Below are 24,169 nucleotides of genomic sequence, written 5' to 3'. Positions count from 1 at the left end.
CGTGCGTCGCTCGCTTCATCAGGTTCATGCCTTCACCAGCCTCGCCGTTGGTTCGTTCATCTGTCTGATCGGCCAGGTGGCGTCGGCGTCGCCCGCCGGCCACGAGCCGGTCGGCCACGAGGCCGCCGAGGCCGCCGCCGGGGCCGTGAAGGCCGTCGAGCACGGGGGCCACCACGCCGGGATCACCTGGTTCAACTGGCCCAGCCCCGAGGATCACCGGGTCGGCCTGGCGTACCTCCTCATCAACTTCCTGGTGCTGGCGTTCCTGCTGCACCGGCTCATCATCCGCAAGCTGGTCGCCGACAACGCGGCCCGCCACGACGCGATCAAGACCCAGGTCACCGCGGCGCAGCAGGCGATGGCCGAGGCCGAGTCGGTGCTGACCGACTACAAGCGGCGGGTCGACCGCCTTGACCAGGAGACGCGCGAGATCCTCGAGCAGGCCCGCGTCGGCGCCGAGACCGATCGCCAGCGGCTGCTCACCGAGGCGCGCGCCGAGGTCGAGCGCTTCAAGACGCAGGCCATCGCGGCGGCGCAGCGCGAGGTCGCGGTGCGCAAGCAGGCGGTCGAGAACGAGGTCCTCGACCGGGCGATCGCCCGGGCCGAGGAGATCCTGCGCTCCCGCTTCACCGACGCCGACCAGGCCCGCCTGGTCGACGACTACGCGGTCGAGGTCGTGAACGGCCGCCCGGCCGCGTGACCGGCCCATTCTTCGGCCTTCGAGCCCCGACACCGAAACCACTCCAGGACGAGCTCACATGATCCCCGGCAGCCTTGCCCGTCGTTACGCCCGCGCGCTCCTCCAGCTCGCGGACACGCCGATCCAGCGCGAGATCTTCGGCCGCGACATCGCCAGCTTCGTCCGCGTCGCCACGCAGAGCGAGGCCGGCAAGCCGTCGCTGCTGGACGTGCTCGAGTCGGGCGCGTACCTGGTGACCGAGCGGCGCGCGATCCTGCAGAAGGTGCTCGAGCGGATGGCGCTCGACGCGACCGTGGCCAAGTTCCTGCTGTTCGTGTTCGAGCGCGGCCGCATCAACGGCGCGACGCAGATCGCCCACCAGTACGCCGAGATGTCGGACGCGCTGTCCGGGCGCGTGCACGCCAAGCTGACCTCGGCGCGGCCGCTCCCGGCCGACGCGGTCAACAAGATCAAGGCGGCGCTCGAGCGCGCCACCGGCAAGACCATCCTCATCGAGTCCGCCGTCGACCCCGAGCTCATCGGCGGCGTCGTCACCCAGGTCGGCAGCGTCGTCTACGACGGCAGCCTGAAGACCCAGCTCGGCAACCTCCGCACCTCCCTCCGCGGCTAGCCTCCGGCTTCTCCCGCGAACCCGTCACCCCATCGATCCCAACTTCAGGTCCAGCCGCCCCGGCGGACCGCGCGAGCGCACCATGGATATCAGAGCCGACGAGATCAGCCGCATCATCAAGGAGCAGATCCAGGGCTACGAGACCAAGGTCTCCGTCGAGGAGACCGGCACCGTCCTGACGGTGGGCGACGGCATCGCCCGCGTGTACGGCCTCGACCAGGCGATGGCCGGCGAGTTGCTCGAGTTCCCCCACGGCGTGAAGGGCATGATCCTGAACCTCGAGGAGGGCAACGTCGGCGTCGCGCTCCTCGGCAACGACCAGCTCATCAAAGAGGGCGACGTCGTCAAGCGCACCAAGCAGATCATGAGCGTGCCGGTCGGCGAGGCGCTGATCGGCCGCGTGGTCAACGCGATCGGCGAGCCGATCGACGGCGGCGCGCCGCTCACCGGCGTCGAGATGAAGGTCGTCGAGGTCAAGGCCCCCGGCATCATCACCCGCAAGAGCGTGCACGAGCCGATGCAGACCGGCCTCAAGGCGATCGACTCGATGATCCCGATCGGCCGCGGCCAGCGCGAGCTCATCATCGGCGACCGCCAGACCGGCAAGACCGCGATCGCGATCGACACGATCATCAACCAGAAGGGCCAGAACATGGTCTGCGTGTACGTGGCGATCGGTCAGAAGCAGTCGACCGTCGCCATGGTCGTGGACCGCCTGCGCCGCGAGGGCGCGATGGACTACACCATCGTCGTCGCCGCGACCGCGTCGGAGTCGGCGCCGCTGCAGTTCCTGGCGCCGTACACCGGCGTCACCATGGGCGAGTTCTTCCGCGACCGCGGCGGCCACGCGCTGCTGGTGTACGACGACCTGTCGAAGCAGGCGGTGGCGTACCGTCAGCTGTCGCTGCTGCTGCGCCGCCCGCCGGGCCGCGAGGCGTACCCGGGCGACGTGTTCTACCTCCACAGCCGCCTGCTCGAGCGCGCGTGCAAGCTGTCGGAGGCCGAGGGCGCGGGCTCGCTGACGGCGCTGCCGATCATCGAGACCCAGGCCGGTGACGTGTCGGCGTACATCCCGACCAACGTCATCTCGATCACCGACGGCCAGATCTTCCTCGAGTCGAACCTCTTCTACCAGGGCATCCGTCCCGCGGTGAACGTCGGCATCTCGGTGTCGCGCGTCGGCGGCGCGGCCCAGGTCGCGGCGATGCGCCGCTACGCCGGTCCGCTGCGCCTCTACCTCGCGCAGTACCGCGAGCTCGCCGCGTTCTCGCAGTTCGCGTCCGACCTCGACAAGGCCACGCGCGACACCCTGGCCCGCGGCCAGCGGCTCACCGAGCTGCTCAAGCAGGACCAGTACCAGCCGCTCTCGGTCGCCCAGCAGGTCATCTCGATCTTCGCCGGCACCCGCGGCTTCCTCGACGACCTCGATCTGTCCGAGGTCCGCGAGTTCGAGCGCAAGCTCCACGCGTGGATCAAGGACCACCGCGCCGACGTGATCGACCACGCCAACAAGGCTTCCAGCAAGCCGGAGCTGGTCGAGCTCGACAACCTGCTCGAGTCGGCGATCAAGACCTTCAAGGCCGAGTACCTCCGCGACCCCGCGCGCAAGCAGAAGGCATGACATGGCCAACCTGAAGGAGATCCGTGGCCGGATCACGACGGTCAAGAACACCCGCAAGATCACCTCGGCGATGAGCCGAATCGCCGCGGCGCGCCTGGTGAAGGCGCAGCAGGCGGCGATGGGGGCGCGGCCGTACGGCGAGCGCCTCGACCAGGTGGTCGGCTCGCTGGTGGCCAGCCTCGGCAGCGGGGAGGGCGAGGGCGACGGCGGCGAGGCCGGCGCGGCGCACCCGCTGCTGCTCAAGCGCAGCGGCAACGGTCGCGTCGTGATCGTGCACATCACCGCCGATCGCGGCCTGGCGGGCGGCTTCAACGCCAACCTCAACCGCGCGGTGCTCAACTTCATCCGCAAGGAGCGCGAGAGCGGCAACGACGTCGTGCTGCTGACGGTCGGCAAGAAGGGCCGCAGCTTCTTCCAGCACAGCGGGCAGAAGATCGTCCGTCACCACGACGCGCCGACGCTCGGCGACCTCGTCGTCAAGGCCAAGATGGTCGCGGCCGAGGTCATGGCGATGTTCACCGGCGGCAAGGAGGGCGGCGACACCGAGCTGCCGCAGGTCGACCGGGTCTACTTCGCCTACAACTACTTCAAGAACGTGCTGACGCAGCAGCCGAAGGTCGAGCAGCTGCTGCCGTTCGAGTCGCGCGAGATCGTCAACGACGAGCGCGTCCTGCCGGTGCTCGAGCCCGGGCGCGACGCGCTGCTCGGGCACCTGCTGCCGATCGCGGTCGAGTCGCGGTTGCAACAGGCGTTCTTCAACTCGATCGCCGGCGAGGTCGCCGCCCGTCGCACCGCGATGGACTCGGCGTCCGACAACGCGACCCAGCTCATCCGCGAGCTGACCCTGTTCTACAACCGTGAGCGCCAGGCCGCGATCACCAAGGAACTCATGGAGATCATCGGCGGCGCCGAGGCCCTCAAGGGCTAGACTCGAGCCCGAAGGGGCCGAGCGCCGCTCGAACTTCCGCCAGTCTTCTCGGCCCGCCGGGCCGCCTTTCGGAGCACCATGTCGAATCTGCCGCCTCCGCCGTCCAACCCGCCGTCCAACCCCCTGGGTAAGGCCAGCATCTTCAACACCCCCGCGTCCTTCCTCGGCGGCGCCAAGCCGGCCAGCGGCACCCCGCCGCAGAGCGCGACCCCCGGCGTCAACACCGGCAAGATCACGCAGGTCATCGGCCCCGTGGTCGACGTCGAGTTCTCGGGCTCGTTGCCCGAGGTGACCACGGCGCTCAAGGTCACCAACCCGCGCATCAACGACGCAGCGGACAACCTGACCCTCGAGGTCGCGCAGCACCTCGGCGAGCGCACGGTCCGCACGATCGCCATGGACACCACCGACGGCCTGGTCCGCGGGATGGACGTCCGCGACACCGGCAAGCCGATCATGATGCCGGTCGGCAAGGGCGTGCTGGGCCGCATCATGAACGTCACCGGCGAGCCGGTCGACGAGCAGGGCCCGATCGACGCGACCGAGTTCCGCCCGATCCACCGCGCTGCCCCGCCGTTCACCGAGCAGAGCACCAAGGCGGAGGTGCTGGTCACCGGCATCAAGGTCATCGACCTGCTCGCGCCCTACCGCCGCGGCGGCAAGATCGGCCTGTTCGGCGGCGCCGGCGTCGGCAAGACGGTGCTCCTGATGGAGCTCATCAACAACGTCGGCAAGAAGTTCGGCGGCTACTCGGTGTTCGCGGGCGTCGGCGAGCGCACCCGCGAGGGCAACGACCTGTACTTCGAGATGATGGAGTCCGAGGTCATCAAGGCCGACTGGGACCACAAGACCCGCAAGGTCAACAAGGTCCACAACGACCAGAGCAAGGTGGCGCTGGTCTACGGCCAGATGAACGAGCCGCCGGGCGCCCGCGCCCGCGTGGCCCTCAGCGCCCTGGCCCAGGCGGAGTACTTCCGCGACGAGATGGGCCAGGACCTGATGCTCTTCATCGACAACATCTTCCGCTTCACGCAGGCGGGCTCCGAGGTGTCGGCGCTCCTCGGTCGTATCCCCAGCGCGGTCGGTTACCAGCCGACCCTGGCGACCGAGATGGGCGGCCTGCAGGAGCGCATCACGACGACCAGCAAGGGCTCGATCACCTCGGTGCAGGCGATCTACGTGCCCGCCGACGACCTCACCGACCCGGCGCCGGCGACCGCGTTCATCCACCTCGACGCGACCACGGTGCTCAGCCGCGCGCTGACCGAGATCGGCATCTACCCGGCCGTCGACCCGCTCGACTCGACGAGCACGATCCTCACTCCCGAGGTCGTCGGCAAGGACCACTACGAGACCGCGCGCAAGGTCCAGCAGGTGCTGCAGAAGTACAAGGAGCTGCAGGACATCATCAAGATCCTCGGCATGGACGAGCTCTCGGAAGAGGACAAGCTCACCGTCGCCCGCGCGCGCAAGATCCAGAAGTTCCTCAGCCAGCCGTTCGACGTCGCCAAGGTGTTCACCGGCAACGACGGCGTCCAGGTCGAGCTCTCCGACACGATCCAGAGCTTCCGCGAGATCGTCGAGGGCAAGCACGACGCCCTGCCCGAGGACGCCTTCTACATGGTCGGCGGCATCAACGACGTGATCGCCAAGGCCAAGCGCCTGGCCGAGGACGAGGCCAAGAAGGCCAAGGCCGCCGGCTGAGCGGGGAGTAGTCCACCGTCATGGCCGAGACCACCATTCAGCTCGACATCCTCACGCCGCTGGGCCCCAAGCGCCACGGCGTGGTGGTCCCCGGGGTCGAAGTCCCCGGCCTCCTCGGCGAGCTCGGCGTCCTGCCGGAGCACGTCCCGTTCATCACGCCCGTCGTGCCCGGCGTGGTCCGCTTCCGCAACGGCGCCGAGTCGGTCCGGATCGCCGTCGGCGCCGGCTTCCTCGAGGTCACCCGCGACAACCGCGTGGTCATCCTCGTCGAGCGCGCGCTCGAGGTGTCCGAGATCGACGCCAACAAGGCGCGCGAGGACCTCAAGCGCGTCCAGGCCGACCTGTCGCACGACCTCGGCTCGATCGACGCGGCCGAGCACCGCAAGCTGGTCACGGAGCAGGGCTGGCTCGAGGCCCAGATCCGCGCGACCCAGCCCTGAGGCTCCCGCCGGAGCTCACTGAAGAGACCGCGCGCGAGGCGACTCGCCGCGGTCTCTTCGCGTTCGAGCTCTCGAGCGGCGGGCGCGAGTGGTGACTCGCGGACGCAACGACGACCGCTCTCTCGCGCCGCAGCTGCATTGCCCCGGTGCCTTCGACGCTCGGGGGGTCGGAAGTTGGCCGTCCGCGACCCCGAAGTCGGCGGAGCGATGCTGGCGGAGAGATGGGCCTGATGAGCGCGCCGCGAGGCGGACCGGGCCGCACAAGCGGGTGCGGAGACGGGCCTCGCAACAAGCCGCGAGGCCGCCGCTGCGTATCGCCTTGCGACCTCGAAGACGAACGAACCCGCCGCCGGACCTGGCGACAGGTCTTCGGGGCAGGTCCTTCGGGACAGGTCCCTGGGAGCAGGTCCCTGGAGACAGGTTATTGCAGGACGGCCGCCGGCGCCTCGACGACGGCGGGTGCGGGGCGGACGCTGCGCGTCGGGGCGACGTGCTCGGGCAGGTCGACGAGCCCGCGCAGGAGATCCTGGATCAGCGCCTCGTAGCTCAGGCCGGCGGCGCGCGCGACCCGGGCGACCACGCCGGCGCGACGCAGGTCGGGGCAGGGCTCGGCCTCGAGGATGACCTCGTTGTGGCGCGGGTGGACGAGGATGTCGACGCGCGCGACCCCGCGGACGAGACCGAGAGCGCGGGTGGCGTGCTCCGCGAGGTTGCCGATGCCCTTGAGCTGGCTGCGCGTGAGGCCCGGGGGGCATGTCATGGCGCGGATCTGCGCCAGATCGTCGGCCTCGCGCACGACCTCCATCGCCCCCAGGACCTTGCCGTGGAGGAGCACGACCTGGACTTCGCGGCCGAGCACGGCCCGCTCCAGCAAGAACTCGCCGGCCTCGTCACCCGCGGCCTGGGTGGCGTCCGCGACGGCGTCCGCGTCGGCGAGCAGGCGGACGCCGGCCGCGTGGCTGCCGCGACGCGGCTTGAGGACGCAGGGCCAGCCGAGCATGCCGATGGCGTGCCGGCTCGGGGGTTCGGCGCCGCCCAGGGCCAGCGTGGTCGGCACGGGGAGGCTGTGATAGGCCAGGATCTGCCGCGCGCGCAGCTTGTCGTAGGCGAGGCCGGTGGTCTGCGCGGACGGGCCGACGAACGGGATCTTGCGCAGCTCGAGCAGGGCCTGGATCCGGCCGAGCCCGCCGGCGAGGCCGTGGGCGGCGAGCAAGCAGGCGCGCAGGCGGGTCCGCCGCAGGGTGAGGTCGAGCGCGTCGTCGGCGGTCAGCGAGACGGGCACGAGGCCGAGCCGGCCCAGCGCTTCCGCAAGATCGCTGCCACTTTCGCGGTCGATTTGGCTATCATTGTCCGCGCCCACCGAGCGAGCGGTGGCGGTCGAGATCAGGACGCCGACGTTGTGCGCACGCATGTCGTCCGCGGCTAGCAGACTCCGACCTCTCCACGCAAATTTTCTGCACAAATCTCCGTCGCCGTCGCCCGGCGCGCCGCAGTCGTACACATGACCTTCCTTGAAGCTGCGATCGAAGTCCTCCGCCACGAGTCCGAACCCCTGCATTTCTCCGAGATCGTGAAGCGAGCCGTCGATCGCCAGCTGCTCTCGCACGTGGGCCGCGATCCGGTCGCGGCGATGCAGGCCAGCCTCAACGCGGCCGTGCGTGGCGACAGCGCCCTGCTGGTGCGGAGCAAGCCGGGGTTCTTCCAGCTCCGGCCCGGCGCAGCGCCGCCGCCGGCTCCGGCTCCTCCGGTCCCCGAGCCGCCGCCCCCGCCGGCCGCCCCGCCGACCCCGCCGCCGACCCTCGAGCTGCCCTTCGAGACGGCACCTGTCAGTGCAAAGAAATCGAACGATGTCGAGGCCTTGCCGCCAAAAGTTGAAGCGAATTCGATGCTGACCGAAGACACCCGTGACGAGGAAGAGACGAGCGAAGCCGACGAGGGTCAGGCCGAGGAGGGCGGCGGTCGTCGCCGGCGCCGGCGGCGAGATCGGTTCGGCGTCCGCGGCGAGGCTCCGGCGCCGCAGCAGATCGCGATCAAGCCGACGCGCCGCGGGCTCGACACCGGCAAGCGCGCCGAGGTGATCCAGCGCGTGACGCCCAACCTCGAGTTCGAGGCGCCCAAGGGCGCGGGCCTCGACGGCGTGACAGACGTGGCCGTGGTGATGGCGAACGCGATGTCGCGGCTGGCCGAGGAGCGCCCCGAGCTGCGCACGGAGCTCGAGAGCATGCAGCGCCCGCCGCCGCCGCCCCCTCCGAGCGCGCCGGCCGTCGAACACCGCAGTCTGCGACGGCCGATCGGCGCACCGCCGCCGCCGCCGCGGCCTCAGCCTCAACCGCAGGTCCAGCCGCAAGCCGCCAGTGAGGACGAGGATCGCCCGGGCCGCCGCCGCCGCCGTCGTCGCCGCCGTGGTCGCCGCAACGAGGGCGGTGTGGCCGAGATCCGCACGATGCGCGACGAGGCCTCGGAGTCGCTGCTGCAGCAGGTCGCGCAGGTGATGACCGACGCCGGCCCGCGCTCGCTGCACATCCGCCAGATCGCCGAGACCCTGGCCGGCATGGGCGTGCTCGGCGGCGAGATCTCGGAGATCGAGCGCGCCGTGACTGCGGCGATCCTGCTCGACATCCGCCACGGCGGTCGGGCATCGCGGTTCATCGCCCGCGGCGACGCCCGCTATCAACTTCACGCGAGCCGCGTGCCCCCGGCGGTGACCGCCGCCGAGCAGGCGCTGCACGCCGCGATCACGGCGCTCAACAACGAGATCGCCAACGCGTTCGTGCAGTGGTTGCAGACACTTGGCCCGCGAGGCCTCGAGGCGGTCGTGCGGATCTGGCTGACCCGCGAGGGCTACCCGGTGCTGGCGACGCTGCCCCCGAGCCGCGGGATCGCCAAGCTCGTGATCGGGGACATCGAGGGTGACCCGGACTCCGACTCCGAAGAGGACGAGGCGAACCCGAAGCTGCTGGCGCTGATCCTGCCGCGGCGCGCAGGCATCGATGCGTCGGCGTGGGCGGGCGATCTGGAGCGGACGCAGGCCAGCGGTTGCCTGGTGTTCTACATGGGCGATGCGCCGGCGGAGGCCCCGTGGGGCGACGCCCGGGTCGTCACCGCGAGCGAGCTCGCCGGCTGGCTGCGCACCCAGGGCGTCGGCATCAGCCCGTTGCCGGTGGCGATCGGCGCGCTCGATCCCACCGTGCTCGAGTCGATCAGTGGCCTCGACACCTGAATCACTGCGCGCCGTGTGGCTCGGCCGCATGGCGTTCGAAGAGGCGCTGGCGCTGCAGCTGGCCGCGCGCGAGCGCGTGGTCGCGGGCGAGCCGGGGGTGCTGTTCCTGGTCGAGCACCCGCCCGTGCTGACGCTCGGCCGCCGCGCCCGGCGGGAGGACATCCTGTGGTCGGAGGAGCAGCGCGCGGCCGCGGGCGTCACGATCTGGGAGGCGCCGCGCGGCGGCGAGGTGACGCTGCACGGGCCGGGTCAGCTGGTCGCCTATCCGATCATGATGATCGGCCGGCGGATCCGCGAGCACATCGTGCGCCTCGGCGACGTGGCGATCGCGGTCCTCGGCGAGCTCGGGGTCGATGGCTGCGAGTTCCGCATGGAGCACCCGGGCGTGTGGCGCGGAACCGAGAAGCTGGCGTCGATCGGGATCCACGTGAGCCGCGGGGTGACGGTCCAGGGGATCTCGGTCAACCTCGCGGTCGACCCGGCGCTGTTCGGCGCGCTCGTGTCGTGCGGCTTGCACGGCGTGACCGTGACCAGCGCGGTCGCGGTCGGCGGGCGGGAGACGACAGTGGAGGCGGCCGGGCGACGCTTCGCGGCCCTCTACGCGGCGCAGTTGGGCCTGCCGCTGGTCTGGGAGGGCGCAGAGGGGTATGGTAGCGATCGACGATGATCCGACTCCGCGCGGCGCTCGCCTTCGTCCTGTTCGCCTCCGCGTGCGGTGAATCGGACGGCGGGCGCTATCCGGTGCGGCTCAGCCTGGCGCTGCCCGGCGAGGCCGCTGACCTCGAAGGTCCGGTGTCCGAGGCGCTCCAGGTCGCGTTGCGCGACAGCGCGATCTTCGCGCCGGACGGCGCGCCGGGCTCCACGGTCCAGGGCGAGGCGGCGCTGACCCGCGAGGCCGCCGACGCGCCCTGGGTCCTCCACGTCGGCATGGCGGTGCCCGACGATCTCCGTTCGAAGTTCGCGGTGGCGGCGCTCACGACGTCGGCCACGGCCGGCACCGACGCGTTCCGGCCGTCGACGGAGGCGCTGACGGACGCGGCAAGGCGGGCGATCGCCGGGCTCGAGGCGCAGTGTCGCCTGGCCCGCGGCGACGCGAGCGGGCTCGACGTGCTGCTGTCGTCGGGCGAGCCGTCGCAGATCCTGGTCGCGCTCCGCTACGTGGGCGACCGCGAGGCGAGGGAGCACGCCCATCGCCTGCTGCCGCTGCTGCGCAGCGACGACATGCGGGTGCGCATGGCGGTGCTCGACGTCCTCGGCTCGGTGGGGACTCGTGACCACGCGGCCGCGATCGTGCGCGAGGTGCATCGCCTGGACCCTGGGGCCACGCGCGAGGCGTATCGAGCCCTGGCGCGCCTGGGCGGGGCAGATGCCGTCGGTTTTCTGCGATTCGCCGCGGCCAACGAGGATGATCCGGAGTTGCGCGCGGAGGCGGAGCGTGCGCTTTCATCGGCGCTGTCCGGAAAGCCGCCGAGTGCCGCAGAGGTTCCGCGTGGTGTAGATCTTCCGAAGTTAGCGCGAGGGCACCGGCAATGACGCTCGCTCACATCCGTGCGGTCCTGATCTGTCTCACCGGCGTGCTGGCCGCCACGCCGGCCCTGGCGCAGGAGCCCGCACCTGCCGCGTCGGCACCTGCTCCCGCAACTGCCGCGCCGGCGCCTGTTCCCGCGCCCGCCGGCGAGACGGTGGCGACGCCGGCTCCGACGCCCGAGAGCGGAGTTTCGGTGCCGCCGCCCTCGGCCGCGCCGCCCCCGGTCTCACCGCCGGTCGCGGCCCCGCCGACGACCGCACCTACCGCCGGCGCACCGCCGGGCCCGGCTCCGGCTGCGGGCGCCGCTCCCTCATTCGACTGGGGCGGGCGCCAGGTCGAGCCGCTGCCGCCGCCGCCCGCTCCAGCCGATCCGTCGAAGATCCGGCGCGACTCGTGGCGCGGCCGGTTTTGGATCGCGCCGCGGCTCACCATCACCGGGCCGATCGGCGGCGACAAGCCGGCCCGACCCACGCTGCTGACGCTCGGCGGCGGGTTCGACTTCGGCGTCCGGATCAACAACCGCCTCGGCGTCGGCACGGGCCTCTCGGGTCAGACGCACACCAGCATCCGCACGACGCTGCCCGGCACCACCGACAAGACCATCAAGAACGGCGGGATGTTCTTCTGGGACGTGGCGTTCGTCCGGCTGTACTTCATGAAGAAGCGCTTCCAGCCGCTGATGGAGCTCGGCGTCGGCTACGCCCGCGCGAGGCTGCCGCTCGGCGATGTCCTGCACGGGGCCCAGATCCGCGCCGGCCTCGGCTTTGACGCCTGGGTCTCGAACCAGGTGACGCTCGGCTTCACCACGGTGTACCGGATGATCGCGCTCAACATGCCGAAAGACGGCATCACGCCGGCGCGCTGGGAAGTCGGCCACGCGCTGCAGGGCGTGCTGCAGCTCGGGCTGCACTGGTAGCGCGGCCGAAGCGTCGAGCAGAGGTCCGTGGGACGTGTCGATTCGGACATGTCCCAAAGTGCAGACATGCCGGCCTGGCATCTTCGATGCGGGCGAGCGCGAGCAGGGGCGGCGGAGTGACCCGTGCGCGAGCACTCGGGCGTCGGGGTGATTCGCCCTCGCCGGGGATCGCTGGTACCGCGACCGGAACACTGAAGGCGAGCGTGGCTTCAGCGGGCGCCGCGGATGGCGCCGCGTTCGGATAGGTCGGCGAGCAGCACGCTGACGCGGCCCAGGAAGTCGCCATCGATCGCGCTGCCGGTCGCCTCCGCGGCCTCCCGCACGGCCTGCTCGACCGTCACGCCGCGCAGCAGCAGAGCGTCGAGCAAGGCCTCGGCGAGCGGGCTCAGGTGAAGGGTGCGGACCGCGTGTTCGCGGTCGCGGTAGAGCAGCAGGGCGGTCGGCTCGCGGCGCGGCGCGACGTCGGGCGCGTCCGGGTGCTCGTGGACCGCGAACGCGAACCGCCCGAGGCGGACGCTCGGGTCGAACTCGAGGCGGGCGTCGAGCCCGAACGGGCGCTCGTCGCCCGGGGGGCGCGGCGGAGAGGCGCCGACTTCGTGGGTCAGGAGCTCGTGGCGCGCGAGGTCCAGCAACCACGCTGGCGCTTCGGGCAGGTCCTCGAGGACATGTTCGTTCGACCAGCGAGGTGTCGCCCAGGCGACGAACTCGCCGGGCAGGTCGCGGAGGAGGCGGGAGCGGGGGCCGAGCTCGGCGATCCAGGCGTCGGCGTCGGCGTCGAAGGCGACCTGCCCGCGGGCGGCCGCGGTGCCCGACAACAGGTCGGCGAGCACGCCGCGCACCTGCCGGCGGATGAGCTGGCGATAGACGAGCAGCCGCTCCGGGTCGACCTCCGCCAAAGCGGCGACCGCCGCCGGACCGACGCCGCGGGCACGCAGGAATTCGGACAGACCGCGGCGCGCGGGCGACTCGGCCTCGAGGTCGACGATGAGATGCGAGACGCCCCGCTGGATGTCGTCGAGCTCGGCGCGCTCGTCTGCGGAGAGGTCGTCGTGAGGTGCAGCGGAAGCTGGGCCGGCCAGGCTCGAATCGCGAGGTTCTGCAGGCGGACGCGCGGCCAGGACGGCGTCAGGGCGAGCTTCTGCCTCGTCGCCGGAGTTGGACCCGTGCGAGCTCCCCTCGCTCGTGCCCGTGAGGCGGATGTCCTCGGGGACATGTGCTTTCGGTCTGCTCTCGCCGGCGAGGGCCGCGTCGTAGATGCCAGCCAGATCGCGGACCTCGGCCACCAGCTTGGCGTAGTCGGGGATGTTGTGGTCGCGCTCGTACAGGACGGGGAGGGGGCCGAGGCGGGCGACGACGCGGCCCATCAGCGCGCCGACGGCCGGGGGCACCGGGGCGCCGTGGGTGTCGATGAGCAGGCCGCCGAGGTGCGGGCGGACCTCGCCGCCGGCGACGTGGAGGCGGACGACCCGCTCGAGCGGCAGGTCGGCGACGAAGGCGTCCGGGTCGAAGCCGTGGTTGGTCGCGTTGACGACGACGTTGTTGACGTCGAGCAGCAGACCGGCGTCGGCGCGGCTGAGCACCTCGTGCAGGAACTCGAGCTCGCGGGCTGCCAGCGCCGCGCCGCGATCGGACCCGCGTGAGGCGCCGGCGGCCGCGTAATAGCTGATGTTCTCGAGCGCGAGCGGCCGCGCGAGGGCGTCCTGGGCCCGGCGGATCTGGTCGGCCACCTGGCGAGCCGCGGCCCTGGTGAACGGCAGCGGCAGCAGGTCGTGCAGGCACACGCCGCCGCGGCCGGTCCAGCACAGGTGGTCGGTGTGCTCGGCGACGCGGAGCGCGTCGAGGAAGCTGCGCAGCTCGGCGAGGTAGGCGTCGTCCAGTCCGGTGGCGGCGCCGACGTTGAGCATGAGCCCGTGCGTCAGCAGCGGCCGTCGTTCGGCGATCGTCTCGAGAGCGGCCGGGAAGTAGCCGCCGCGGCGCATGTAGTTCTCGGGCGAGATCTCGAAGAACGCGAGCGCAGGATCGACGGGCGCAGCCAGAGCCTCGTCGAGGAAGTCCCAGCGCAGGCCGAGGCCGATGCCGGTCGGACGCTTCACGTCAGGCATGGCGCCTCGGGTCAGGCAGGTGACGGGTCGAGATGGCCGACGCCGACTGGCGCGGTCGGCATCGACGAGATGCCGGAAGGCTGGCTGGTCGAAAGGACAACCTGTGTCGCGCCCGAACGCGACGATGTGCCGCACCTCCGGATACCGGAGAGTCGGCTGGTTGAAAGGACAGCCTGTGTCGCGCCCGAACGCGACGATGTGCGGCATCGACGGGATGCCGGAAGCTCGGCTGGTCGAAAGGACAGCTTTTTTCGTCCGGACGCGACGATGTGCGGCATCGATGGCTCGAGAGGACGACAGTCGCAGACATGCGACGGACGTGGGAGCCGCTGGGCGATCGAACTGAGCGCACGAGCGTCACGGGGGGCCAGCCCGGGCGCGCGGCTCGGGCTGGTCGAGGGGACAGGTTGCTCCGCGCGGCGATCAGCCGCAGGTGCCCTCGCCGCAGGCGGCCTCGCCCTTGGCCTTCTTGGCGGCCGGCTTCTTCTTCTTCTCGGACTTGGTGGCGGTCGGCTCGGCCGCGGTGGCGGCCGGCGCGGTGGCAGTGGCGGTGGTGGCCGGGTCGGCGGCCGGCGCGGTCTCGGCGGCCTCGGTCGGCTTCGAGGCGGCGCAGGTCGTGTCGCCCTTCACGCCGCTGCAGCCCTTCTCGCCGCCGCAGCCCTTCTCGCCGCCGCAGCTCTTCTCGCCCTCGGCGTGGCCGCCGCAGCTCTTCTCGCTGTCCGCGTGGCCCTTGCACGACTTCTCGCCCGCGGCGCCGGCGTTGCCGGGCACCTCGGTGGCGTCGGTCTGGGTCTTGTTGCAGCCGCCGAGAGTGAGGCCAGAGCCGAGCAGGGCGAGGGTGGCGGAGATCGTGCGAATATCCATGATTGAGTGCTCCTGTGCGTTCGTTACGGGGATGGACGCGCGTCGGATCGCCGCGCGTCGGTCACTTGGCTGCGGCCGCGGGGGCCGGCTCGGCAGCGGGGGCGGAAGGGGTGGCAGGGGCGGGCGACGGGGCCGCGGGCGGGCCGGAATTGGCGGGCGCGGCGGCCTCGGGGATCGCCGGCTTGCCGTCGGGTCGGGCGGTGAACTCGAGCGAGACCGCGGCCTCCTTGGCGACCTTGGGGGCGAGCTGCTCGAGCGTCTTGGCGGCCAGCTTGCTGAAACCGGTGCGCGGGCGGACGTCGTACTCGTCGAGGCCGATTACCAGCGGCTCGACGCTCCTGACGTGGACCTCGCGCAGGGCGTCGCCGTCGTAGCGGAAGGTGGCCTCGAGCTTGACCGACTTCTCGGCCTTGCGCTGGTGCAGCAAGAAGTCGCCGCTGGCGGTGAAGGTGACCTTGCGTTCGGGACCTGTCACTTTGGACAGGTCGGTCGCGGAGGCGTCGCTGATCCGCGTCAGGGCGAACTCGACGACGCTGTTCTTGGCCAGCTCGTCGGCGGGCGTGTCGGGCGAGATCTCGAGCCACTGGCGGGCGTGCTCGTTCTGCGTGTCGTTCTTGACCTCCTCGCCGAACTCCTTGCCCTCCTCCGGAGCGGTGCGCTGGAACAGCTCGAGGTCGCGGAGATCGACGTGCACGAGGCCGCGTGACTTGGCGAGGTCGGTCGGGTCGAGCCACACTTCGCCGCTCAGGGCGGAGGCCGGGACCTTGCCGCGGATCTTCTCGATCGGGGCCTCCATGTCGAAGCCCAGCTTGCCGCTGCTGCCTTCGATGGCGAGGTGCACCGTGGTCGGGGCGGGCGGCGGCGGCTTGACCTCGAGCTTCTCGGCCTTGGCGGCCAACTTCACGGGCTCGCCGCCACACGCGGAGGCGAGGGCGAGGAGGAAGACGAGGGCACGGGGGAAGCGGCGCGACATCAGGAACTCCTCGGCAACGGTGCGGCCCGGCGAGTGTTACACGGGCCCGGTCGCTCAGCGCAGCCAGCCGGCGAGGGTCGCAATCGCCTGCTCGATGCCGGCGCCGACGTCGCGCGGGCCGGGGCCGAGCATGTAGGCCGGCGTGGAGATGATGCGATGGCGCTCGTCGACGATCGCGCGGTCGACGGTGCAGGCCTCGTGACGGGCGCCCAGCGCGGTGACGGCGGCCGCAGTGCCGTCGTCGTCGCCGATCGTGAGGCGGGCGCCGCCGATGCCGAGCTTGCGCAGGGCCGCGGCGAGGATGGCGGGGCTGATGCAGATGGCGACCAGCGGCTTGGCGCGCGAGAGGGCCTCGCCGACCAGCCGCACGAGCTCGGGCTCGACGTCGGCCTCGGGGCCGCGGACGGCGAAGTCGCTGAGGTTCTTGGCGACGCCGTAACCCCCCGGGAGGACGAGCGCGTCGAGTTCCTCCATGCGCGCGCGATCGAGCGGCTCGACCTTGCCGCGGGCGATCCGCGCCGACTCGACGAGGACGTTGCGGGTCTCACCCGTGGGCTGGCCCGTGAGGTGATCGACGACGTGCATCTGCGGACGATCGGGGGCGAAGCAGCGAGGCTCCAGACCGGCGCGCTCGAGGAAGTAGAGGGTGAGGACGGCCTCGGTGATCTCGGCTCCGTCGAGGTAGCCGCAGCCGGCCAGGACGACTCCGACGCGTTTGTGCTGCATCGCGGGGACCTTACCACGAGATGCGACTGGCGAACGGCGGGGGAGGCGACGCATCCTGGGCGCGGTGCTCGTCGCCCTGTTCACCGCCGGCCTGCTGCTCGCGCCCGCGCCGTCGCCTCCGCCCCCGCGCCCGCTGCGGGAGGCGCTGCGCGTCGAACCCGGCGCGACGTGCCTGACGCCGGACGCGCTCGCGGACGCAGCGACGACCTGGTTGGGTCGCGACACCGTCGATGCGTCGGTCGCGAGGATCGACGTCCGCGGCGATCCGACGCGGCCGCACTCGGTGGCCATCGCGCTCGAGATCCGCGGCGAACTCGTCGAACGCACGCTCGATCCGCCGCGACCGACGTGCAGCGACCTGCATGCGCTCGTCGGGCTTGCGATCGCTATCGCGGTCGACGCGGCGGTGCTCGAGGGGCTCGGCTACGAAGTGATCGAGCCGGGCGAGGGGAGCGTGCCGCAAGCGCAAGACCCGGAGCGGCCGCCGCTGCAGCGGCGGTCGCGGCGAGGCGAGACGAGCGAGGTGCCGGTGCGTCGCGCGTCGGTGTCGGTGGTGGCAGCGGTGCGCGGCGGGGCGTGGCTCGGGGTGTTGCCGGGACTCGCGGGCGGCGGCAGCGTGCAGCTCGAGCTCGGGTGGCGCAGGTGGGTGGACCTGCGTGCAGGGCTGTTCGGCGGCTACGGGGGGCCTCGCGCGCTCGACGCTGACACGGTGGTGACGCCGAGCCTGGTGGGCGGTCGGATCGACGTGTGTGCCGCGCTTGCGCGTCCGCGTGTGCGGCCTCGCCTGTGCTTCGGGCCAGCCGCCGGTGCGCTCCAGAGCGGCGCGAAGTCGCCCGGCGTGCAAGCCGTGGTCGCCCCGTGGGTGGCGCTGATGGTGGCGCCGGAGCTGCGGATCTGGGCCGCCAAGCGCTTCGCCTTCGACCTCGCGGTCGAGCTGGTCGTCCCGGTGGTGCGGCCGGTGCTCGCCGAGCGCGATCCGAGCAAACAAGGTATGGTCGGTGAATCGCTGCCGGTGCCGCCCGTGGGTGCCGTGGTGAGCCTGGGCGTAGCGTTCACGATCCGGTGAAGGATTTGACGGACACGCGACATACAGCCAAGCGTGACGGCCCTCAGGTCCTCGATGCGGCGCGCCTGTTCCGCGACCATGCGGAGTTCGTCGCCAACTTCGCGGTCCGCCTCGGGGTCGGTCGCCCCGAGGTCGACGACGTGGTCCAGGAAGTCTTCCTGGTCGCCCACCGCCGCGGCGGCTTCGTGCCGGGGCCCGCGCGACCGACGACCTGGCTGGCCGAGATCACGCTGCGCGTGGTGTCTGCGAGCCGCCGCAAGCTGCGGCGATCGTGGGAAGACGCCGACACCGAGGCCGTCGCCGCCGCGTCCGCGCAGGCCGGCAGCTCTCCCGGCGAGCAGGCCGAGGCCAGCGAGGCGCTGCGCCGCGTGCAGCAGGCGCTCGACACCCTGGAGGAAGGCAAGCGCGCCGTGTTCATCCTCTTCGAGCTCGAGGGCGAGAGCTGCGAGGCGATCGCCGCCGGCCTGGGGATCCCCATCGGAACGGTGTATTCGCGGCTGCACAAGGCCCGCAAGCAATTCATGGAGGCCCACGCCCGCCTGGTCGCGGGGCCGCCTCGGCCGCTCACTCGCTCGCAAACGGTGACGTCATGAACCAAGAGCCCACCCGCCTCCTCGACGACGTGACCGCCTCCGCCGGGCTTCGCCGCGACCTCGCGGCCGCTGCTCGCCACCGCGTGCCGTACGACGCCGGCGCCGGCGCGGCCCGCTTCGAGGCCTCGCTGGCCAAGGGCGCCGGCGCGGCCTCCTCGAGCTGGGGCGCCGGGACGCTCGGCCTCGGGGCGCTGATCCTCGGCGGGCTCATCGGCGGGGGGCTGTGGCTGTCGCAGCCGACGACGACCACGCCGCCGCCGGCGCTCGGCGGCCCGGGCGAGGGGCGAGCGCCGGAAGCTGTTGTTAAGGACATGTCCTCCGAGCCAGCACGCGCACCGGCCGTGCTCGCGCCGGTGGCTGTCGTGGAGGACATGGCCCAAGAGGCAGCTCCGGCGAGCGCGCCGGAGGAGGTCGCCGAGGACATGTCCGAAAAGCCAGCGGCCCGCGGCGACGGCAAGAAGGTGCGCGCGGCCAAGGCGACCCGGACCGACGCGCGAGCGGCGGCCCGCGCCGGTGGCGGGTCGGCCGACTACCTCCGCGAGGCCCGCGACCTGCAGGCTGCCCGCGGGTTCCTCGGGCGCGATCCGGCCGAGGCGCTCTCCCGGGCCGAGGCGGGGGCGACCGAGTTCAAGGCCGGGCAGTTCGCCCAGGAATGGGAGGGCGTCGCGGTGCTGGCCCTCTTCGAGCTGAACCGTCGAAGTGAGGCAGAACGGCGCGCAGCGGCGTTCCTGAGCCGTTTTCCGAACGGGCCCTACGCGGCCCAGGTGCGCGAGGCGCTGGACCGACCCTGATCGCCGACGGGCGAAATCGTCCGCGTTCGCCACAGATCTCACATTCAGGGATGCCGCTCGCTTGGTGCCGTGAGTTGACTCCGGTGGCATGCTCGCCAAAGTGCGCTCCCCCCACTCTGCGCTGATCGTGGCCGCGGCATGCCTGCTCGAGAGCGGCTGTCTCGTCACGGTCTTCGTCAAGGAGACAGGGAGCGACGACGCGGAGACAGCGGGGGCGGCCGGGTCCTCGGACGCCAACGATCAGATGACCCAAGAGCCAGGTCCGAGCGACACCTCGACCAGCACGGGCGAGGTGGCCACCACCGAGCCGATGACGAAGACGGACGTCGGCTTCGACAGCGGGCCCGATGGCTGGGAGTTCTGCTCGACGGTGCTGGTGCCGTGCGACGCCGACAACGAGGACATCGACCACGCGCTCGGCCTCAATTGCGAGGGCGGGCTGAAGACGAACGGCCCGCTGACGTGGTCGGGCCCGGACGGCTCGCGGCGGGTGCTGTCCGAGCAGCTCGGCACCACGGAAGTGTTCGCGCCGACCGAGGGCTCACGCAGGGTGGTGCTGTCGACCGGCGACGCGAGCCACGTGCTGCTCACGCTGCCGGAAATGCCCACGCTGGGCAATTGTCCGGTCACGCAGACGTGCCCTTCGACCGACTGGCCGGGCAACGACCTGGATCATCTGCCGCCGCCGATCGAGACGATGCCGCTGCAGTGCGAGACCGACAAGCAGCCGCCAGGCCCCGGTGACTGCAGCGAGACGATCGAGAGCCAGTGGGGCCTGGGCGGCGAGCCGCTGATGGCCTACGACTACACGGAGCTGCGCTTCTCGGCGGTGGCGCCGACGTACACGGCCGGGTTCGCGTTCGACTTCGCGTTCCTGACCTCGGAGCATCCGAAGCGCTGGCCCTTCGGACACAACGACATGTTCGTCGCCTGGGTTGCGAGCGAGCGCTACACCGGCAACATAGCCCTCGACCCCGACGGCAACCCGATCGCGGCCGAGACCCTTCCGTACGAGATCAAGTACGACGCGATGCCGTTCGACTGCGACGAGGAGGACTGCGTCGACCTCCCGCTCCGTGAGTTCGCCTTCGAACGCCACGCCGGGACCGCCTGGTACGAGGGCGAGATCGGGATCAACCCCGGCGAGTCCATCGAGGTCGTGTTCGCGCTGTTCGACGTCGGCGACGCCATCGTCGACAGCGCGGTGCTGCTCGACGGGGTCCGCTGGCTTTGCGCCCCCCCGCCCGCGAGCGTCTGAGCCGACTTCTTCGGACTCGAAAAAAAATTTCGAAGACCGTGAAGGACGGTCGAGGCTCCGGACATGAAAGAGACGTGAGCCACGCACGAAGCTCGCGCCTCGGGTCGAACCGGAGCGCCCTTCCTCTCCGCGCCTGCCCGAACGGCGGCGCGGGGTGCCGCGGTCCACAGTCCGAACTCGCCGAGCCCTGCGATTCCCGATCACGGCGGGGGTTGTATGGGGGGTCCGAACACCGCTCAAATCGTCGGGCGCACGTCGTCGTCGCGCCCTGGAGTCCGCGGGGGTCTCGTCGAGTCTCGGACATTCTTGTGTAGTGGTGCGTCGGAGCACTGGGGGGTGCTCCGCCGCGGCGCGCGTCAGACAACTGACGCGCGCTTTTTTTTGCGCCGAGAATGACATGTCCCGAAGGACATGTGATGCTCACGGCGCGCCGAGCAGGGCGTCGAGGCTGCCGCGGGTGATCGCGTGGTAGCCAGGACGGGCGACCGCGAAGATCTCGCGGGCCAGCGCGGCGCCTTCGGGCGTGGCGAGCAGGGCGTCGTAGATCGGCAGGACGTACTTGCGGCGGCCCACGCCGGTGAGAAACTCGCGGATCCGCGCGTCGGCCGGGCGGTAGCCGTGGCGGGCCGCGAGGATGAGCCACTCGGACAGGAGTTCGGCGTTGCCGGTGGCAGTGAAGCGGTAGGCAGCGTCGAGCTCGGCGAGGATCGCTGCCGCCGGGCGCGGGCCGTCCGTCAGCGGCAGGGCGCGGAGGAAGTGGATCCACTGCAGGGGGGAGAAGGCGCGGGCGTCGATCTTGCGGCCGGCGGCGAACGACCGCGCGGCGTCGGCGGCGACGGTGAGGCTCTCCGCCTGCGGACGCGGGGCGTCGTCGGGCAGCCCGGGCGCCTCGATCCATCGATCGAGGTCGGGGGCGGTCTGGCCGGGGAGCAGCGGGGCGTCGAGCTCGGCGCTCAGGAAGGCGCGGAAGGCCTCGGTGGTCTGGCCCGTGAAGGCATGGCGATCGAACCAGGCGCGCACGAAGGGATCGAAGGCGTCGCGCCCGTAGGCCTGCTCGAGCCGGCGCAGGAACAGCGCGCCCTTCTCGTAGGCGACGTCGGTGACCGCGTCGTCGGGATCGCGCCCCGAGAGGTCGAGGTGGAGGATCTGGTCACCTGGCCTATCGGACATGTCCGCGAGCTCGAGCTCGAGGTGCTCGCGGCCGAGCACGGCCTCGACCTCGGCGCGCTCGCGGCCGTAGAGGGCCTCGAGGATCCGCCGCTCGATGTAGACGGTGAAGCCCTCGTTGAGCCAGAAGTCGCGCCAGGTGGCGTTGGTGACCAGGTTGCCGGACCAGGCGTGGGCCAGCTCGTGGGCGATCAACGACACGAGCGAGCGATCGCCGGCGAGGATCGTCGGGGTGACGAAGGTGACGCGCGGGTTCTCCATGCCGCCGAACGGGAAGGCGGCCGGGAGCACGAGGACCTCGTAGCGACCCCAGCGGTACGGTCCCACGGCCGCCTCGGCTGCCGTCAGCATGGCCTCGAGATCGGCGAACTCGGACCGCGCCCGCGGGAGCACGCCGGGCTCGGCCCATACGGCCGTGCGCGGGCCGAGCTGGACCGACTCCAGGCGCCCGACCGCGAGCGCGAGCAGGTAGGCGGGGATCGGCTGATCGAGCTTGAAGGTCCTCACGACATGTCCGTTCGGACCTGTCTCATTCGACAGCTCTTCGGCGGCCATGACGGCCCGGTACGGCGCGGGCGCGCTGATCCTGGCAGCGACCGTGACGCGGATCCCGGGGCTGTCCTGGCACGGGACCCACGAGCGGGCGTGGATCGCCTGCGACTGGGAGTAGAGGAACTCGCCGGCGCGATCGCTGGTCTGCTCGGGGGCGAGCCATTGCAGGCCGGTGCTGGCGGGGCTGGTGCGGTAGTGGACGCGGACCCGGTCGGCGCCCGCAGGGAGATCGACGGTGAGCGCCTGGCCGAGGATCGGGTGGGAGCCGGCGAGCGCGTGGGTGGTGGCGACCCAGTCTGTCCGATCGGGCAGGTGGACCTCGACGCGCTCGATCGCCAGGTCGCGGGTGTCGAGCACCAGCGGGGCGTCGGCGGCGGCGCGGGTGAGCGCGAGGGTGGCGCTGCCGCGGAGGACGTGCGCCTCGAAGTCGACGGTGAGATCGAGCTCGACGGCGTCGACGCGGACCTCGTCGGGGCGGGCGAACGAGTGCGGATCACGGCCCGGCACGGGGACGGCGGGGAGCTGGACGACGGCGGCCGGCGGGGTGACGAGCGGCGTCGCCGGCGCTGGAGCGGAGCAGGCCGTGACGGTGAGCGCGGCGAGGGCGACGAGGAGGCGGGGCAAGACCCGGAGATTGTAGCGGCTCGCCCGGGACGGCCTAAGCGCGAAGAAGTGAGTCGCCGCGGCGAACGAGCAGGCTTCATGGGCGTGAGCCCCGCGGCTCCCTTCTTCGCGCTCGAGTCGGATGGCGACTCCTGCTTCGCGCGTCTGCAGCGAACGAGCAGGCTTCATGGGCGTGAGCTCCGACGTGCAAAGAAGGGAGTCGCCGCGGCGAGCGAGCGAGCTTTCACGGACGTGAGCATCGACGTGAAGCAGGAGTCGCCGTCTGATGTGTGACGGCTGCAGGCGTGAGCAGCGTCGCCGGCGCCGTGGTCCATCGCAGGAGCGTCGCACCGAGAAAGCGAAACGGGCGCGGGGGGTACCCGCGCCCGTGCAGGCGCCGCGGAGCGCGGGGCTCACTCGCGGCTGAGCGAGATGAGCAGGCGCAGGACGTACCAGAACATCAGCGCGACGGAGGCGAACAGGGCCAGCGCGGCGGAGATGTACTGATCCTCGTCGTAGTGATGCACCACGTTGGAGGTGTCGTAGAGGATGTAGCAGGCGGCGAGGATGATCATGCCGATCGTGAAGCCGAGCCCGAGAGTGAACCCGAACAGCAGGCTGGCGACGATCAGGCCGAGGACGCCGAAGCTGACGATCATCAGGGCCGAGCGCATCCACGAGAAGTCGCGCTTGGTGGCCAGGACGATGCCTGTGAGGGCGGCGAACGTGGCCAGGGTGGTCACGCCGGCGGTGAGGATGATGTTGTTCTCGGGGCCGCTCAGGACGTGCGCGACGAGCAGCAGGGGCAGGAAGATGATCGCCTCGAGGACCACGTAGAGGCCGAGGCCGAGGTACTGCATCGGCTTGGAGCGCGCGGCCTGGGCCATGTGGGTGGCGACGGTGCCGACCAGCATGAAGAGGCCGAGGACGACGAGCCAGCTGGTCGGGCTGCCGGTCATCTGGATCGCCAGCTTCAGGGTCGCCGGGGTCCGGAGGAGCACGAACTCGAGGGCGACGAACAGGGCGATCGCGCCGGCGAGGTGGATGTACGTGCGCTCGATGAACTTGGCGCGGCCCGCGAGGGCGGCCTGGGGAGTGGCGTTGTCGGCGTAATACGGCTGCTGTTGCTGGTTGAAGTTCACGGGGGCGGCCTCCTCGACCGTGGGAGCGGCTCCCACGGTACCTGAGATTGCGATCGGTGAGGGAGATTAGCCAGGGACGCCCACCGGAGCAAGTCCGCGCGTCCGCGAGCCGACCGGCGGCGCGTGCCGGCGAGGCTCGCGTCGCGCTCCAAGGTGCGCTACAGCCCCCGACGATGCCGCCGCGCGACCCCCTCGGGCCCCTGATGAACCTGAACGTCGGCCACGTGCCCCTGGTCGCGCTGCAGCGCCTGGCGAATCGGATGCGCGCGGCGAAGATCCCGGTCACGGCGCTCACCGAGCAGAGCTCGGTGGATCCGGAAACAGGCGCCGTCACTCGGGCCCTGACGCTGTGTCACAGCTGCGTGGGGACGTGTTGCACCAGCCTCCGCGTGCCGATCACCCGCGCCGACGCGCGCCGGCTGGCGCGCCACGTGGGGACGACGGTTCGCGGCCTGGACCTGTACCCGAAGCAAGGTGGCGAGGAGGAGCCGGACGACGTGGCGGGCTACCTCACGCTCGGCGATCGGCCGTGCCGGTTCTTCTCGGCCGGCTGCACGGTGCACGTGGCGCGGCCCGACGTGTGCCGCAGCTTCGGCCTCAACGCGTGCACCAAGGTCGGCACCTTCGTGCCGCTGCAGCAGGTCCGGCGGCGAGGCAAGGCATGA

General features: G+C 71.5%; 22 protein-coding genes. 15 read left to right on the top strand and 7 right to left on the bottom strand.

Annotated features, from left to right (window positions below; all coding sequences use genetic code 11):
- The first annotated feature begins 1 nt into the window (after position 1).
- The 6 genes from O0S08_RS22775 to atpC all read left to right on the top strand — a co-directional run bounded on the left by O0S08_RS22775 (position 2) and on the right by atpC (position 6,003).
- A complete protein-coding gene (locus tag O0S08_RS22775; protein ID WP_269041327.1) occupies positions 2-700 on the top strand; it encodes a F0F1 ATP synthase subunit B in 699 nt (232 codons plus the stop codon).
- A gap of 58 nt (positions 701-758) precedes the next feature.
- The gene (gene atpH / locus O0S08_RS22770; RefSeq protein ID WP_269041326.1) at positions 759-1,310 is read left to right on the top strand and encodes an ATP synthase F1 subunit delta; all 552 of its coding nucleotides are present in this window, start codon (positions 759-761) and stop codon (positions 1,308-1,310) included.
- An 82-nt stretch (positions 1,311-1,392) separates the two neighbouring features.
- Positions 1,393-2,931 carry a F0F1 ATP synthase subunit alpha gene (gene atpA, locus O0S08_RS22765; RefSeq protein WP_269041325.1) on the top strand — a complete coding sequence of 513 codons (1,539 nt, stop codon included), beginning with the start codon at positions 1,393-1,395 and terminating at the stop codon, positions 2,929-2,931.
- A 1-nt stretch (position 2,932) separates the two neighbouring features.
- On the top strand, positions 2,933-3,859 hold the full coding sequence (gene atpG / locus O0S08_RS22760; protein ID WP_269041324.1) for an ATP synthase F1 subunit gamma: 927 nt from the start codon (positions 2,933-2,935) through the stop codon (positions 3,857-3,859).
- A 78-nt stretch (positions 3,860-3,937) separates the two neighbouring features.
- A complete protein-coding gene (gene atpD / locus O0S08_RS22755) occupies positions 3,938-5,563 on the top strand; it encodes a F0F1 ATP synthase subunit beta (RefSeq protein ID WP_269041323.1) in 1,626 nt (541 codons plus the stop codon).
- 20 nt (positions 5,564-5,583) lie between these two features.
- Positions 5,584-6,003, top strand: a complete 420-nt coding sequence (atpC, locus tag O0S08_RS22750) for an ATP synthase F1 subunit epsilon (protein WP_269041322.1) — start codon at positions 5,584-5,586, stop codon at positions 6,001-6,003.
- Positions 6,004-6,424: 421 nt separating this feature from the next.
- Here atpC and O0S08_RS22745 read toward each other — a convergent pair whose 3' ends face one another.
- Positions 6,425-7,414 carry a D-alanine--D-alanine ligase family protein gene (locus O0S08_RS22745; protein ID WP_269041321.1) on the bottom strand — a complete coding sequence of 330 codons (990 nt, stop codon included), beginning with the start codon at positions 7,412-7,414 and terminating at the stop codon, positions 6,425-6,427.
- Positions 7,415-7,504: 90 nt separating this feature from the next.
- Between O0S08_RS22745 and O0S08_RS22740 the strand changes: the two genes are divergently transcribed.
- The 4 genes from O0S08_RS22740 to O0S08_RS22725 all read left to right on the top strand — a co-directional run bounded on the left by O0S08_RS22740 (position 7,505) and on the right by O0S08_RS22725 (position 11,667).
- Positions 7,505-9,223: a winged helix-turn-helix domain-containing protein gene (locus tag O0S08_RS22740; protein ID WP_269041320.1), complete on the top strand. Its 1,719-nt coding sequence runs from the start codon at positions 7,505-7,507 to the stop codon at positions 9,221-9,223.
- On the top strand, positions 9,207-9,890 hold the full coding sequence (lipB, locus tag O0S08_RS22735) for a lipoyl(octanoyl) transferase LipB (protein ID WP_269041318.1): 684 nt from the start codon (positions 9,207-9,209) through the stop codon (positions 9,888-9,890). The genes O0S08_RS22740 and lipB overlap by 17 nt, the downstream gene beginning before the upstream one ends.
- Positions 9,891-9,964: 74 nt before the next feature.
- Entirely contained in the window at positions 9,965-10,756 is a 792-nt protein-coding gene (locus tag O0S08_RS22730; protein ID WP_269041317.1) for a HEAT repeat domain-containing protein, read from the top strand.
- Positions 10,753-11,667 carry a hypothetical protein gene (locus O0S08_RS22725; RefSeq protein ID WP_269041316.1) on the top strand — a complete coding sequence of 305 codons (915 nt, stop codon included), beginning with the start codon at positions 10,753-10,755 and terminating at the stop codon, positions 11,665-11,667. The genes O0S08_RS22730 and O0S08_RS22725 overlap by 4 nt, the downstream gene beginning before the upstream one ends.
- Positions 11,668-11,876: 209 nt before the next feature.
- Here O0S08_RS22725 and O0S08_RS22720 read toward each other — a convergent pair whose 3' ends face one another.
- The 4 genes from O0S08_RS22720 to elbB form a co-directional block, all read right to left on the bottom strand.
- Complete coding sequence (locus O0S08_RS22720; RefSeq protein ID WP_269041315.1) at positions 11,877-13,760, bottom strand: MbnB/TglH/ChrH family RiPP precursor modification enzyme; 1,884 nt, start codon at positions 13,758-13,760, stop codon at positions 11,877-11,879.
- 432 nt (positions 13,761-14,192) lie between these two features.
- Complete coding sequence (locus tag O0S08_RS22715) at positions 14,193-14,633, bottom strand: hypothetical protein (RefSeq protein ID WP_269041314.1); 441 nt, start codon at positions 14,631-14,633, stop codon at positions 14,193-14,195.
- A gap of 61 nt (positions 14,634-14,694) precedes the next feature.
- On the bottom strand, positions 14,695-15,606 hold the full coding sequence (locus tag O0S08_RS22710) for a hypothetical protein (RefSeq protein WP_269041313.1): 912 nt from the start codon (positions 15,604-15,606) through the stop codon (positions 14,695-14,697).
- Between the two features lie 54 nt (positions 15,607-15,660).
- Positions 15,661-16,332: an isoprenoid biosynthesis glyoxalase ElbB gene (gene elbB / locus O0S08_RS22705; RefSeq protein WP_269041312.1), complete on the bottom strand. Its 672-nt coding sequence runs from the start codon at positions 16,330-16,332 to the stop codon at positions 15,661-15,663.
- Positions 16,333-16,615: 283 nt separating this feature from the next.
- Between elbB and O0S08_RS22700 the strand changes: the two genes are divergently transcribed.
- The 4 genes from O0S08_RS22700 (at position 16,616) to O0S08_RS22685 (ending at position 20,040) form a co-directional block, all read left to right on the top strand.
- Entirely contained in the window at positions 16,616-17,398 is a 783-nt protein-coding gene (locus tag O0S08_RS22700) for a hypothetical protein (RefSeq protein WP_269041311.1), read from the top strand.
- A complete protein-coding gene (locus O0S08_RS22695; protein ID WP_269041310.1) occupies positions 17,395-17,991 on the top strand; it encodes an RNA polymerase sigma factor in 597 nt (198 codons plus the stop codon). Before O0S08_RS22700 ends, O0S08_RS22695 begins: the two co-directional genes overlap by 4 nt.
- Positions 17,988-18,782, top strand: coding sequence for a hypothetical protein (locus tag O0S08_RS22690; RefSeq protein ID WP_269041309.1), 795 nt, complete (start codon positions 17,988-17,990; stop codon positions 18,780-18,782). The genes O0S08_RS22695 and O0S08_RS22690 overlap by 4 nt, the downstream gene beginning before the upstream one ends.
- Before the next feature lie 100 nt (positions 18,783-18,882).
- Positions 18,883-20,040, top strand: coding sequence for a hypothetical protein (locus tag O0S08_RS22685; RefSeq protein WP_269041308.1), 1,158 nt, complete (start codon positions 18,883-18,885; stop codon positions 20,038-20,040).
- A gap of 420 nt (positions 20,041-20,460) precedes the next feature.
- On the opposite strand, the gene O0S08_RS22680 is transcribed toward O0S08_RS22685, so the two are convergent.
- Both O0S08_RS22680 and O0S08_RS22675 read right to left on the bottom strand, forming a co-directional pair.
- Positions 20,461-22,383: a M1 family metallopeptidase gene (locus O0S08_RS22680; protein ID WP_269041307.1), complete on the bottom strand. Its 1,923-nt coding sequence runs from the start codon at positions 22,381-22,383 to the stop codon at positions 20,461-20,463.
- Positions 22,384-22,775: 392 nt separating this feature from the next.
- Entirely contained in the window at positions 22,776-23,540 is a 765-nt protein-coding gene (locus O0S08_RS22675; protein WP_269041306.1) for a Bax inhibitor-1/YccA family protein, read from the bottom strand.
- A 137-nt stretch (positions 23,541-23,677) separates the two neighbouring features.
- Between O0S08_RS22675 and O0S08_RS22670 the strand changes: the two genes are divergently transcribed.
- Positions 23,678-24,169 carry a YkgJ family cysteine cluster protein gene (locus O0S08_RS22670; protein WP_269041305.1) on the top strand — a complete coding sequence of 164 codons (492 nt, stop codon included), beginning with the start codon at positions 23,678-23,680 and terminating at the stop codon, positions 24,167-24,169.

Source organism: Nannocystis punicea (assembly GCF_026965555.1).
GTDB lineage: Bacteria > Myxococcota_A > Polyangia > Nannocystales > Nannocystaceae > Nannocystis > Nannocystis punicea.
This window is presented reverse-complemented; position numbering and strand designations above follow the sequence as displayed.